Below are 13,615 nucleotides of genomic sequence, written 5' to 3'. Positions count from 1 at the left end.
ACGCTGCACGGTAGGGTTCCTCCTGCGGGCGTGGGGGGCATGGCTGGCGATCGGTGTCGATCAGATCAGCCGGCGGAACCACGGGCGGTCAAGGCTGACCTTGGCCCAGTGGCCGAGCGCGCAGCGGTCGGTCTTGCCGGCGCCGGGCAGGTCGGGCAGCGGCTTGTTGAGCTTGGCAATCAGGTAGAGCTCGTTTTTCTCGATGGGCGGGAAGGGCACGAAATACCGCGCCTGGTCGCCGTCGGGCGCGCGCGGCAGGATTTCCGCCACCTTGCCCGGCTGCGGGGTGCCCACGCCATCGACCAGCACCGTAACCGGCGCGCCGGGCAGCAGATCCTTGCTCAGGCTGCGCGGAAAGACCGCCACCACGGCCGGCTGCGCGCAGTTGGTGGCGCGCATCAGCGTGGCGCCGGCCGCCACGCGCGTGCCGGGCGGGGCCAGCACGTCCTCGACGATGCCGCCGGCATAGGCCTTGATGTCCAGGTTCGACACGCGGTCCAGCCGCTGCTGCTCGGTGTCGACGAGCTTGTCGACCTCGGCGCCGTAGGCTTCCAGTTGCTTGATCTCGGCCTGCAGCCCGGTGATCTCGGCCTTCAGTTCGTCCGAGCGCTGCGCCAGCGCGCCCACGGCGCTGTCGTTGCTGGACGCGAACACCTTGTTGCGCGTGGCCGCGCTGCTGTTGCGGGCGCTGTTCAGCTCGGCCTCGACGGCGTCGCGCTGGCCGGCCAGCACGGCAAGCTGGTTGCGCGATGCATCGGTAAACGCCTGGCTCACGGCGCCGGCCTGCTGCATCTGCACGTTACGATTGACTACATTTTGCTGGGCGTCGATCTGCTGCTGCGCCACATTGAGCCGCGCCTCGATGCCGCGCACGCGCGAATCGTTCTGCTGCTGGGCCGCCGAGGTGTAGCGCCGCACGTCGCCGCTGGTGGCGGCCAGCCGCGCCTCGTTCACTTCCAGCTTGGTCCTGGCGGCTTCCAGGCGCTTTTCGTTGTCGAGCTTCTTGCCGGTCAGCTCCAGCAGCAGCGCCCGGTCCATGTTCGGGTTCTGCAGCGTCATCAGCGATTCGCCGGGCTTGAAGGTGGTGCCCACCGGCACCAGTTGCTTGGTGACGATGCCTTCCACGGGCGTGGTGATCAGGCTCACGGGGCTGTTGACGACGGCCCGCTCGGACGACCGGACGAACACGTACGGGAACATCACGGACAGGATGATCCAGATGATGAAGCCCACCATGCCGTAGCTGGCCAGGCGCGGAATGGCCTGCCAGACCGGCCGCAGGCCCAGCGCGCGGCTGGGCTGGGCCACGGCGTCGCGCGGCGGCGGGGATGCGGGCCGGCCCGGCGGTGGCGGCGGCCGCCGCGTTGGCACGGTCGGCTTGTGGTCGGAATTGTTGTCCATGCGAGCTCCCGGGTAAAAGGTGGCCACCCGCGACACGCCAACGTCGGTCGCGGTGAAAAATTTCGCAGACGAACGCTCCCCGCCGCGCGAACGTTACGCTCGCGAGGATCGGGTCTTGCGTTCTCGTCCCCCAACCAATTGTTATGCGCCGTTTGCTCCGGGCCGTGGCAACGCCGCCGGAACAGGCGTGAGGACCGTGTCGCCGGTCCGTTGAACTGCCCGCATGCCGGACGGCATGGGCGTGCAGGTATTGCGAGGCGCGACGCGCCATGGACACTCTCAGCACATCATCACAGGATTGATGCAATGCAGCGCTGGAGCGATTCAAAGTTAGTCAGTTTGCTATTCGCGTGCTGTAAAAAGATGTAAGGACTGTATATCGCTCCACTTAACGCGCATGAACCGTTGACAGAGGGTGGGGCATGCGGTTACGGGGGTGGGCCGATTCAATGGCATCGGCTTTGGTGCGGCATTGGCGTCATTGCGATAAGAAAACTTATCGCAATGAACGTGGTTGTTGACGTCAACCGATGCGAACCGGCCCCGACATCGGCGGGTGGAAGGCCGGGCGCCCCAGCCGCCCCTTTCCGCAGGGCAGGCCGTCATCGGTATTCCCGAGCATTTGAATTCCTTGACGATTCAACGAAAATGGCGATTGGCGGCCGCCCCCGGGCCGCGTCACCAGAGCCCCCGTATGTCTCGTCTCGCCGCGCTGCGTCCCGTACTGCCGATCCTGATCGGCGCATCCGTCATGCTGTCGCTGGCCATGGGATTGCGGCAGAGCCTGGGGATCTTCGTGCCGCCGCTGACGCGCGACATCGGGATCTCGGTGGGCGACTTCACGATTGCCGTGGCGGTGCAGAACCTGACCTGGGGGCTGCTGCAGCCCTTTGCCGGCGCGCTGGCCGTGCGCACCGGCTTCCGGCCGCTGATGGTCGGCGGATCGCTGCTGTACCTGGTCGGGCTGGTGCTGCTGGCCACGTCGCAGGGGCTGTGGGCCGTCATCCTGGGCGGCGGCGTGCTGATCGGCATGGCGATGGCCAGCACCGGCACGGCGATGGCGATGGCCGCCGCGTCCAGCGCGGTCAACGCCCAGGTGCGCAGCCTCGTGCTGGGTTGCGTGTCGGCGTCGGGCTCGCTGGGCGCGATGATCGCGGCGCCGCTGGGGCAGGCCATCACCGGTAGCTGGGGCTGGCGCATGGGGCTGGTGTCGTTCGTGGTGCTGGCGCTGATCATGGTGCCGGCCGCGTGGCATGGCGGCCGGGTCGACACGGTGCGCGTGGCGCCCGGGCCCGCGCAGGCCGGCCAGAGCGGGCGCCAGGCGCTGATGGCGGCGCTGCGGCACCCGCCGTTCGTGGTCATGGCGCTGGCGTACACCATCTGCGGCATGCAACTGGTCTTCCTGACCACGCACCTGCCGGCCTACCTGGACGTCTGCGGCATGGACCCGATGCTGTCGGCCAAGGCGCTCGGCCTGATCGGCGGCTTCAACGTGCTGGGCAGCCTGTTCTTCGGCTGGGCCGGCGGGCGCGTCAACAAGCTGCTGCTGCTCGGCGGCATCTACATCTGCCGGTCGATCGGCTTCGTCTGGTTTTTCCACACGCTGCCGACGCCCGAAAGCACGATGGTCTTTTCCGCGGTGATGGGCTTCCTGTGGCTCGGCGTCTCGCCGCTGGTGCAGGGCTGGATCGCCCAGACGTTCGGCCTGCGCTGGCAGGCGATGATTGCCGGCGTGGCGTTCTTCAGCCACCAGATCGGCAGCTTCATCGGCGCGTTCGGCGGCGGCTGGCTCTACGACCTGATGCACAACTACACGCTGGCCTGGAAGGTCGGCGCCGCGCTGGGGCTGACCATGGGGCTGATCCAGATCGCGTTTGCCTACATCGGCCGGACCCAGACGCCGCGCTGGGTGCCGGCCGCCGAGTAGCCGCCTAGCGCGACGAATCCCCGCCGCCGCGCTCCAGAATCTTGTACAGGTGCGAACGCGAGATGCCGAGCTGCGCGGCGGCCCGTTTCTTGTTGCCGCCGTGGCGGGCAATCGCGTCGAGCACGGCCGCGTGCGCCACGTCGCGCAGCGCACCGGCCGGGTCATGGGCGATGGGCGAGACGGGCAGGGGAGCGTCGGGCAGCGCCTCGGCGGCGCCGGCATCGGGCTCGGGCGACAGCGGCGCGATCGACAGCCCGCGCGCCGCGTCGCCGCGTGCGAAATCGGCCACGCGCAGCAGCCGGCCGTCGCAGAACACCAGCGCCTCTTCCACCCGCTGGCGTAGCTGGCGGACATTGCCGGGCCACGGCTGGCCGGCCAGATAGCGCGGCACGTCGTGGTCGATGCGCGGCGCCGGCATGCCATTGCGCGCGCAGAACGCCTCCACGAAGTGCTGGAGCAGGGCCGGTATGTCCTCGCGCCGCTGCCGCAGCGCCGGAATGCGCAGCACCACGCCGCTAAGCCGGTAGTAGAGGTCCAGCCGAAAGCGGCCCGCGTCGATCAGCGCCGGGATGTCGCGGTTGGTCGCCGACACCAGCCGGAAATCCACGCGCCGGGGCCGCCCGCTGCCCAGCCGCTCGACCATGTGGTCCTCCAGCACGCGCAGCAGCTTGACCTGCATCTCCATCGGAATATCGGCCACCTCGTCCAGGAACACGGTGCCGCCGGCGGCCAGTTCGAGCTTGCCGGCCTGACCCTGCCGCTTGCTGCCCGTAAACGCGCCCGGCGCATGGCCGAACAGTTCCGATTCGATCAGCGTCGCGGGCAGCGCGGCCAGGTTCAGGCTCACCAGCGGCCGTGCGCCGGCCGCTTCCTGCCCGGCGTTGTGGATGGCCCGCGCCACCAGTTCCTTGCCTGTGCCGCTTTCGCCCAGGATCAGCACCGGCACGTCCAGCGGGGCCACGGTCTGGATTTCGCGCCGCAGCCGCTGCATCGGCGCGCTTTCGCCAATCAGCCCCAGCGTGGACTGCCGCTCGCGCAGCCCTTCGAACTCGCGCTGGTAGCGCGCCACCTCCGAGCGCAGCTCGGACAATTCCTTGTGCAGCCGCACCAGTTCCTCGGGCCCCTTGAACATCACCTGCCCGATGGCGCCCACCACCTCGCCGCGCGCGCGGATCGGTATCCGGTTGACCACGCGCGTGGCGCCGTTCAGTTGCTGGAGCTGGCCGATCTCGGCCTTGCCGGTCGCCGCCACCTGCGGCAGCCGCGAATTCGGTATCACGTCGGCCGCCGGCCGGCCCGTCCCGGCGCCGCGCTCGATGCCAAGGAATTTCTCGTGGACGGGGCTGATAAAGCGCACCCGCCCGGCGCGGTCGACCACGGTGATGGCCTGGTACGGATCGTTGAGGAAGTAGTCGAGGATGGCGCCCGCAAAGGGCACGGTGCCGAGGAAGTCGAACAGCGTGGCGTGCGCGTCGGCCGTGTGGATCAGGATCACGCGGTGCCGCGCGTCTTCCAGCGCCACGCCCACGTACCGGGCGTCGCCCGCGGCCAGCGGGAACAGCCGGCGGCCATCGCCCGCGTCGGTGGCCGTGGCCAGCGCTGCCTGCGCGGCATCGGCCAGGGCCAGATCGGCGCACAGGCCGATGGCGGCCACCCGCGCGCCGTCGATCGTGCAGATCAGCGCGCCAAGTGGCTGTGTCGTCTCCAAGGACACCGGTGTCTCCAGTCGTGTCCGTCGTGCGGACACTGTTATGTCGTCGTGGGGGACATCGTAGCGGCGCGTCCGGAAATACACAATGAAATCAACGCCCCGGGCGGGCCGCCAAATGCGCCCGATGGCTGGCATGGGTCGTGCGACTGTCTTCGGAAACATCCGAGCGGAGACAGCGTGAGTTGGCAACCCGAAGTCGATGAACTGGCCTATCGGCGCCGCCTGGCGGCGCGCATGGGCGGCGAGGACAAGGTGGCGCGGCACCGGCAGGCCGGCAAGCTCACGGTGCGCGAGCGCGTGGACGCGCTGGCCGACGCCGGCTCGTTCCGCGAGGTGGGCGGCCTGAGCGGCAGCGGCCGGTACGACGGCAACGGCCGGCTGGTCGACCTGGTGCCGTCCAACCTCGTGATGGGCCGCGCGCGGGTCGACGGCCGGCCCGTGGTGCTGGTCGGCGACGACTTCACGGTGCGCGGCGGCGCCAACGACGGCGCGGTGGGCGACAAGCTCGTCCATGCCGAGAAAATGGCCCACGACCTGCGCCTGCCGATGATCCGGCTGGTCGACGGCACGGGCGGCGGCGGGTCCGTGCGCAATATCGAGATCAAGGGCCACACGCTGATTCCGACCATGAAGGTCTGGCAGCACGTGGTGGAGAACATGGCGACGGTGCCCGTGGTGTCGCTGGCGCTGGGGTCGGTGGCCGGCATGGGCGCCGCGCGCGTGGCGTCGAGTCATTACTCGGTGATGGTGCGCGAGACCTCGCAACTGTTCAACGAAGGGCCGCCGTCGGTAGAGGCCCGCGTCGGCCAGACGCTGAGCAAGAACGAGCTGGGCGGCAGCCAGATCCACACGCGCAACGGCGTGGTCGACGACGAGGTGCCCACCGAGCACGAGGCCTTCGCGCGGGCCCGGCGCTTTCTGTCGTACCTGCCGGCGTCGGTCCACGCGCTGCCGCCGCGTGCCGAGCCGGCCGCCGACACCGCGCGCCGCGACGACTGGCTGCTTGGCGCCATCCCGCGCCAGCCGGGCGGCGACTATGCCATCCGGCCCATCGTCGAGACCGTGGTCGATGCCGATTCGTTCTTCGAGACCGGCGCGCAGTGGGGCTGCGCCGTCGTCACCGGGCTGGCGCGGCTCGACGGCTGGCCCGTGGCCGTGATCGCGAGCGACCCGGCCGTCGACGGCGGCAGCTGGGACCGCGACGCCGCCGAGAAATTCACGCGCTTTGTCGACCTGGCGCAGACCTTCCACCTTCCGGTCGTGCATCTGGTCGACACGATGGGGCTGCAGGTCGGCCGCGAGGCCGAGCAGGCCGGCATCATGCGCCACGGCGTGCGCGCGCTGGCGGCGGTCTACCAGGCCACGGTGCCGTGGTGCTCGGTGATCCTGCGGCGCGCCTATGGCGTGTCGGCGGCCGGCCACCAGCACATGGGCCGCTTCAACTTCCGTTATGCGTGGCCGTCGGCCAACTGGGGCGCGCTGCCGATCGAGGGCGGGCTGGAGGTGGCCTACAAGGCCGAGATCGAGGGCGCCGACGACCCCGTGCAGAAGCGTGCCGAGATCGAACAGCGCGTGCGCAGCCTGACCTCGCCGTTCCGCAGCGCCGAGGCGTTCGTCATCGAGGACATCATCGATCCGCGCGATACCCGCGCGCTGCTCTGCGAATTTGCCAACCTGGCCGCGCCCCTGCGCGAGCCGGGCGTCAGCCGTTTTGGCATCCGGCCCTGAGCCGGGCGCCGTACCAACAAGAACCACAGGAGACCACCTTGAAGAAGCTGCTGATCGCCAACCGGGGCGAAATCGCGCTGCGCGTGCTGCGCGCCGCGCGCGACCTCGATATCGCCACCGTGGCCGTGTACGCGCAGGACGACGCCAGCGCGCTGCACCGCGTGCTGGCCGACGAGGCCGTGGCGCTCGACGGCAGCGGTCCGGCCGCCTACATCGACATCGCCGGCATCGTCGCCGCGGCGCGCGCCACGGGCTGCGACGCCGTACACCCCGGCTACGGCTTCCTGAGCGAGCGGGCAGACTTTGCGCAGGCGTGCCAGGACGCCGGCATCCGCTTTGTCGGGCCCGACGTGGCCCATCTGGCGCTGTTCGGCGACAAGGGCCGCGCGCTGGAACTGGCCGTGCAGTGCGACGTGCCGGTCATGCCGTCGACACCGGGCGGCGCGTCGCTGGAAGACATCGGCCGCTTCTTCGACGCGCAGGACGGCGCCGGCGTGGTCATCAAGGCCGTGGGCGGCGGGGGCGGGCGCGGCATGCGCGTGGTGCGCCGCCGCGAGGACCTGGCCGAAGCCTACGCGCGCTGCCGCTCCGAGGCGGCGTCCGCGTTCGGCATCGACGCGCTGTACGCCGAGCGGCTGGTGGCGCGGGCGCGCCATATCGAAGTGCAGATCGTCGGCGACGGCAGCGCGGTCGTGGCGCTGGGCGAGCGCGACTGCACGCTGCAGCGCCGCTTCCAGAAGCTGGTGGAAATCGCGCCGAGCCCGGTGCTCAAGCCCGCGCTGCGCGAGCAGATCGTCAAGTCGGCGCTGCGGCTGGCGCGGCGCGTGAACTACCGCAGCCTGGGCACGTTCGAGTTCCTGGTGGAGGAAACCGACGCGGGCGAGCAGCGCGATGTCGTGTTCATCGAAGCCAATCCGCGCCTGCAGGTGGAGCACACGATCACCGAGCAGGTGACCGGCGTGGATCTGGTGGCCGTGCAGCTTGGGGTGGCCGCCGGCCGCACGCTGGCCGACCTGGGGCTGGACCCCGCCGCGCCGCCCCAGCCGCGCGGCTACGCGGTGCAGGTGCGCGTCAACGCCGAGATGACCGACGCGCAGGGCATGGCGCGCCCCGCGCATGGCCGGCTGGAGCGCTTTGACGCGCCGTCCGGGCCCGATGTCCGCGTCGATACCCACGCCTACACCGGCTACGAGCCGTCGCCGAACTTCGACACGCTGCTGGCCAAGCTGATCGTCAGCAGCGCGGCGCCCACGTTCGAGGCCGTGGTGCGGCGCCTGCAGCGCAGCCTGGCCGAATTCCGCATCGTCGGCGTGCCGACCAACCTGCACCTGCTGCGCGCGCTGGTCCAGCGCGACGACTTCTTACGGCAGGACATCCACACCCGCCATTTCGAGGCCATCCTGCCCGAACTGACGCAGGCCGCCGACGCCATCGCCGAGGCCGGCCGGGCGCAGGACGCGCTGCTGGGCGGCACCCACCGCCCGGCCACGCCGCGCGCCAGCGAGCCCGAGGAACAGATCGGCGAAGGGCTGGTGGCCGTGCGCGCGCCGCTGACGGGCCGCGTGGTCGAGCTGTCGGTCCGGCTCAACGACACGGTACGGCCCGGCCAGACTGTGGCCGTGCTCGACGCGATGAAGATGGAGCACACGATCGTCGCCGAATGCGGCGGCCGCGTGGTGGACCTGCGGCTGGACAAGAACGCGCTGGCCGCCGAGAACCAGGTGCTGATCGTGCTGGAGCCGGGCGAGGCAGCCGGCGGCGCCGATGACGCGGCCCAGGCCCACGACCCGCAGGCGATCCGCCCCGACCTGCAGCGCGTGCTGGACCGCCACGCGTTTCTCTACGACGCAGCGCGGCCCGACGCGGTGGCGCGGCGCCGGTCGCGCGGCCAGCGCACGGCGCGCGAGAACATCGCCGATTTGTGCGACGCGGACACCTTTGTCGAGTACGGCGGGCTGGCGCTGGCCGCGCAGGCGTCGCGCCGCAGCAAGGACGACCTGATCGCCAACGCCCCGGCCGACGGGCTGATTACCGGCATCGGCAACATCAACGGCGCGCTGGTCGGCGCCGACCGCGCCCGCAGCGCCGTGATGGCGTACGACGCCACGGTCATGGCCGGCACGCAGGGCAAGCGCAACCACGTGAAGACCGACCGCATCGTGGAGGTGGCGCTGCGCGACGAGCTGCCGCTGGTGTTGTTTGGCGAAGGCGGCGGCGGGCGGCCGGGCGATGTCGATATCCCGTCGGTGTCCGGCCTCTACCAGCCGTCGTTTGCCGCGTTCGCGGAACTGAGCGGGCAGGTGCCGGTGGTGGGCGTGGTCTCCGGCCGCTGCTTCGCGGGCAACGCGGCGTTCGTGGGCTGCTGCGACGTGATCATCGCCGACAAGTCCGCCAATATCGGCATGGCCGGCCCGGCGATGATCGAAGGCGGCGGGCTGGGCGTGTACCGGCCCGAGGACGTGGGCCCGGCGCCGGTGCAGTTTGCCAACGGCGTGATCGACATCCTGGTCGACAACGAGGCCGAGGCCACGCGCGCCGCGCGGCACTACCTGTCGATGTTCCAGGGCCGTGTGGCGGACTGGAGCGCGCCGAACCCGCTGGACCTGCGCCACGTGGTGCCGGAGAACCGGCTGCGCGTCTATGACACGCGCAAGGCCATCGAAGGCATTGCCGACGTGGGCACGGTGCTGATGCTGCGCGGCGGCTTTGGCTCGGGCATCCACACGGCGCTGGCGCGCGTGGAGGGGCGGCCCGTGGGCATCATGGCCAACAACCCGTACCACCTGGGCGGGGCCATCGACGCCGACGCGGCCGACAAGGCGTCGCGCTTCATGCAGCTTTGCGACGCGCATGGCCTGCCGATCGTCTCGCTGATCGACACGCCGGGGTTCATGGTCGGCCCCGAGGTGGAGGCGCGGGCGCAGGTGCGGCACGTGTCGCGCATGTTCCTGACGGCCGCGAAGCTGCGCGTGGCGCTGCTGGCGGTGACGCTGCGCAAGGGCTACGGGCTGGGCGCGATGGCCATGGCTGGCGGCGGCTTCCGCTCGGCCAGCTTCACGATCTCGTGGCCCACCGGCGAGTTCGGGCCGATGGGGCTGGAAGGCGCCGTGCGCCTGGGCTTCAAGAAGGAGCTGGAGGCGGTGCCGGACGGCCCCGAGCGCAAGGCGCTGTTCGACCGGCTGGTGGCGCAATCGTACGAGCGCGGCCATGCGATCAACACCGCGGCGGCCGTCGAGATCGACGCCGTGATCGACCCGGCCGAGACACGGCGCTGGATCGCGCAGGGCATCGCCTCGGCCGAACTGCGGGGCAGCCGTGCCCGCCGTGGCTTTGTCGACGCCTGGTAAGGGAGCCATCATGACCCGACCCCAACCCGATCCGTCGCAACTGGCGCTGGCCGGCCTGCGCGTGCTGGAAATTGGCAGCGGCCCCGCCGTGGCCTACGCGGGCAAGCTGTTCGCCGATTTTGGTGCCGAGGTGGTCAAGGCCGAGCCACCCGCTGGCGATGCCTGGCGCCAGATGCCGCCGCTGGTGGACGTGCCCGGCCATTCGCAGCCAGAGAGCGCACTGTTCGCCTGGCTCAATACGAACAAGCGCAGCGTGATGGTCCGCCCTGGGCACGCCGGCGACGATGCGTGGCTGGCCGCGCTGGCAGGCACCTGCGACGTCGTGCTCGACGCCCGCGCGCTGGACGCCGGCCCGGACGTGCCCGCCATCCTCGAACCATCGGCCGGGCACATGCCGGTGCAGGTGGTGCTGACGTGGTTCGGCGAGGACGGTCCGTACAGCGGCTTTGCCGGGTCCGAGGCCATCTGCCGCGCGCTGGCCGGCGCCGTGCACGGCAGCGGGCCGGTGGAAGGCCCGCCGCATATGCCGCACGACCTGCAGACGGCCATCGCCGTGGGGCTGAGCGCGTTCTCGGCGGCCGTGGCCGGGCTGATCGGCACGGCGGGGCGCCGCTACGTGCTGAGCGTGCACGAGTGCGTGTTCAGCGTGGTGGAGATGGAAGCGGGGATGGTGCAGGACAAGCGCCATCCGCTGCGCCGGCTGGGCGTGAACCGGTTCTGCGGCACCCATCCGGGCGGCATCTACGAGACCGCCGACGGGTGGATCGGCATCTTCACGCACACGCTGCCGCAATGGCAGGCGCTGTGCACGGCCATCGGCCGCGAGGACCTGGCCGACGACCCGGCCTATGCCAGCGGGCCCGAGCGCATGGCGCGGGCCGATGCGATCGACGCGATCCTGGTGCCCGCCTTCCGCACGCGCACGGCGGCCCAGTGGTTCCAGCGGCTGGCCGACCTCAAGCATCCGGCCGTGGTGGTGCCCGACATGCGCACGCTGCTGGATCAAGCCGTGCACCGCGAGCGCGGCGCGTTCGTGCCGGTGACGCTGGACGGCGTCACCTTCGAGGGCCCGGTGGTGCCGTTTCCGCTGGGCGACGCCGGCCCGCTGCCCGGTGGCCCGGCGCCCGCGCTGGGCGCCCACGACGGGCTGTACCGCCGCGCCGGGCTGGACCACGTGCCACGCCATCGGCCGCCACCCGCCGTTGACGACGCGATGCCGCTACAGGGCCTGCGCATCGTCGACCTGACGATGGGCTGGGCCGGCCCGCTGGCCGCGCGCACGCTGGCCGACTTCGGCGCGGAAATCATCAAGGTGGAAAGCACCGGCTACCCGGACTGGTGGCGCGGCGCCATCTTCAACGAGGCGTTCTACCGCGACCGCGTCTACGAGAAGAACACCAATTTCAACCTGATGAACCGCAACAAGCTCGGCATCACGCTGGACCTGACGCAGCCCGACGGCAAGGCGCTGCTGCTGGACCTGGTGGCGCAGGCCGATGCCGTGATCGAAAACTACTCGGCCGAGGTGCTGCCCAAGCTCGGGCTCGACTACGCGGCGCTGCGCGCGCGCAATCCCCGGCTGGTGATGCTGTCGATGCCGGCGTTCGGGCTTGGCAACGCCTGGAGCAACACCCGCGCGTATGGCGGCACGCTGGAACAGGCCAGCGGGCTGCCGCTGTACACGGGCCACCCGGACGGCGGCCCGGCCATGACGTCGTACGCCTATGGCGACCCGGTTGGCGGGCTGAACGGCGGCTCGGCCATCCTGCTGGCGCTGTACGCGCAGCGGGCCACGGGGCGGGGACGGCACGTGAACCTGTCGCAGGTGGAGGCGATGCTGCCGATGACGGCGCCGTACCTGATCGAACAGTCGGTGGCCGGCTCCGTATCGCCCCGGCAGGGCAACCGTCATCCGCTCAACGTGCCGCACGGCATCTACCGCTGCGCGGGCGACGACGCGTGGATCGCGCTGACCGCCACCGACGCCCAGTGGCCGGCGTTGTGCCAGGCCATCGGCCGCAACGACCTGGCGATGGACCCGACGCTGGCCGACGGCGCCGGCCGCCGCGCCGCGCACGACCGCATTGACGACGCCATCGGCCAGTGGTCCCGCACGCGCGATGCCGACGCGGCCATGCAGCAGCTCCAGCGGGCCGGCATCGCGGCGGGCGTGGTGCGGCCGATGTGGCAGGTGCTGGACGACCCGCACCTGCGGGCGCGCGGCTTCTGGCAGCAGGTGGAGCGCGCGCACGTGGGCCGCTACATCGCCAGCACGGCGTGGTTCCGCACCGGGCCCGGGCCGGTGCCCACGCGCAGCGTCTCGCCGACGCTGGGCCAGCACACCGACGCGGTACTGGCGCGCGTGCTGGGGCTGCCGCCGGAACGGCTGGCGGACCTGGCGCGGCGCGGCATCACCGGCCAGGACGCCCGGCCCAAGGGCGCGAAGATTCCCGCGTAGCGACGCACCGCCAGACACCACGACAAACAGACAGGAGACAACATGAACAAGCGACAAGTACTGCAAGCCGGCGCCGCGATGCTGCTGGCCGGCGCGATGACCGGCGCAATGACCGGCCCGGTGGCCGCGCAGGGTACGAACTGGCCGACCAAGCCGATCCGGCTGATCGTGCCGTTCCCGGCGGGATCGTTCACGGACACGGCCGCCCGCGTGGTATCGGACCGCCTGACCAAGGCGCTGGGCCAGCCCGTGGTGGTCGAGAACAAGGCCGGCGCCAACGGGCTGATCGGCGTGGGCGAGGTGGCGCGCGCCGCGCCAGACGGCTACACGCTGATGGTGACCAATTCCAGCAGCATCACGATCAACCCGAACCTGTACAAGAAGAGCACCTACAAGACCCGGGACTTTGCCCCGGTGACCCTGATCCTGGAGGCGCCGTTCATCCTCGTGACCAACCCGGAATGGTCGCAGAAGCACGCGGTGGCGTCGGTGCCGGACCTCGTGCGCTACGCCGGCCAGCACCCGGGCAAGATCAGCTACGGCTCGGCCGGGCCCGGCAATATCGCGCACCTGAGCTTTGCGATGCTGAACAACCGCGCCAGGGTGTCCACCACGCACGTGCCGTACAAGTCGTCGGCGGCGGCCCAGCTTGCCGTCATCAGCGGCGAGCTGGACACCACGTTCGACACCTGGACCGCGCTGCCGCAGATCAAGGCCGGCAAGCTCAAGCCGATTGCGGTGAGCGCCACCAAGCGCATGACCCAGTTGCCGGACGTGCCGACCGTCGAGGAAGCGGGCCTGAAGCCGTTCAACGCCACGTTCTGGATCGGGCTGCTGGCCCCGGCCGGCACGCCGCAGCCGGTGGTGCAGAAGGTCAACGCGGTGATGCGCGGCCTGCTGGACGACGACAAGGCCCGCTCGGCGCTGAGCCAGCAGGGCGATGTGGTCATGATCGGGCCCGACGAGTACGCCAGGCGCATCGAGAAGGAGGAGGCGGAATGGGCCGCCGTGATCCAGCGCGAGGCCATCACGCTGGACTGACG

Annotated in this window: 7 protein-coding genes; 5 read left to right on the top strand and 2 right to left on the bottom strand. The window is 70.8% G+C overall.

Annotated elements, in window-relative coordinates; translation table 11 throughout:
• Positions 1-60 precede the first annotated feature (60 nt).
• Positions 61-1,401 (bottom strand): HlyD family secretion protein, encoded by a 1,341-nt coding sequence (locus EPAKOI_RS08175; protein ID WP_124684239.1) that lies wholly within the window; start codon positions 1,399-1,401, stop codon positions 61-63.
• Between the two features lie 694 nt (positions 1,402-2,095).
• Between EPAKOI_RS08175 and EPAKOI_RS08170 the strand changes: the two genes are divergently transcribed.
• The gene (locus EPAKOI_RS08170) at positions 2,096-3,328 is read left to right on the top strand and encodes an MFS transporter (protein ID WP_423193448.1); all 1,233 of its coding nucleotides are present in this window, start codon (positions 2,096-2,098) and stop codon (positions 3,326-3,328) included.
• A gap of 4 nt (positions 3,329-3,332) precedes the next feature.
• On the opposite strand, the gene EPAKOI_RS08165 is transcribed toward EPAKOI_RS08170, so the two are convergent.
• Positions 3,333-5,042: a sigma-54 interaction domain-containing protein gene (locus tag EPAKOI_RS08165; RefSeq protein ID WP_423193447.1), complete on the bottom strand. Its 1,710-nt coding sequence runs from the start codon at positions 5,040-5,042 to the stop codon at positions 3,333-3,335.
• A gap of 174 nt (positions 5,043-5,216) precedes the next feature.
• Here EPAKOI_RS08165 and EPAKOI_RS08160 point away from each other — a divergent pair, with 174 nt between their 5' ends.
• The 4 genes from EPAKOI_RS08160 to EPAKOI_RS08145 are packed head-to-tail and all read left to right on the top strand — an operon-like array spanning position 5,217 to position 13,613.
• Entirely contained in the window at positions 5,217-6,767 is a 1,551-nt protein-coding gene (locus EPAKOI_RS08160; protein WP_423193446.1) for an acyl-CoA carboxylase subunit beta, read from the top strand.
• Between the two features lie 38 nt (positions 6,768-6,805).
• Positions 6,806-10,114: a carboxyl transferase domain-containing protein gene (locus EPAKOI_RS08155; protein ID WP_423193445.1), complete on the top strand. Its 3,309-nt coding sequence runs from the start codon at positions 6,806-6,808 to the stop codon at positions 10,112-10,114.
• 10 nt (positions 10,115-10,124) lie between these two features.
• Positions 10,125-12,572, top strand: coding sequence for a CaiB/BaiF CoA transferase family protein (locus tag EPAKOI_RS08150; protein ID WP_423193444.1), 2,448 nt, complete (start codon positions 10,125-10,127; stop codon positions 12,570-12,572).
• A 42-nt stretch (positions 12,573-12,614) separates the two neighbouring features.
• Positions 12,615-13,613 carry a Bug family tripartite tricarboxylate transporter substrate binding protein gene (locus tag EPAKOI_RS08145; RefSeq protein ID WP_409559082.1) on the top strand — a complete coding sequence of 333 codons (999 nt, stop codon included), beginning with the start codon at positions 12,615-12,617 and terminating at the stop codon, positions 13,611-13,613.
• Positions 13,614-13,615 lie beyond the last annotated feature (2 nt).

The sequence above is a fragment of the Cupriavidus sp. H18C2 genome, from assembly GCF_049393795.1.
Lineage (GTDB): Bacteria > Pseudomonadota > Gammaproteobacteria > Burkholderiales > Burkholderiaceae > Cupriavidus > Cupriavidus pauculus_C.
The sequence above is the reverse complement of the archived record's forward strand: the minus strand, read 5'-3'. Positions and strand labels throughout refer to the sequence as shown.

Coding starts and splice junctions, on each gene's coding strand:
- EPAKOI_RS08150 (WP_423193444.1), top strand. CDS start 10,125: ATGACCCGACCCCAACCCGATCCGTCGCAACTGGCGCTGGCCGGCCTG.
- EPAKOI_RS08170 (WP_423193448.1), top strand. CDS start 2,096: ATGTCTCGTCTCGCCGCGCTGCGTCCCGTACTGCCGATCCTGATCGGC.
- EPAKOI_RS08175 (WP_124684239.1), bottom strand. CDS start 1,401: ATGGACAACAATTCCGACCACAAGCCGACCGTGCCAACGCGGCGGCCG.
- EPAKOI_RS08145 (WP_409559082.1), top strand. CDS start 12,615: ATGAACAAGCGACAAGTACTGCAAGCCGGCGCCGCGATGCTGCTGGCC.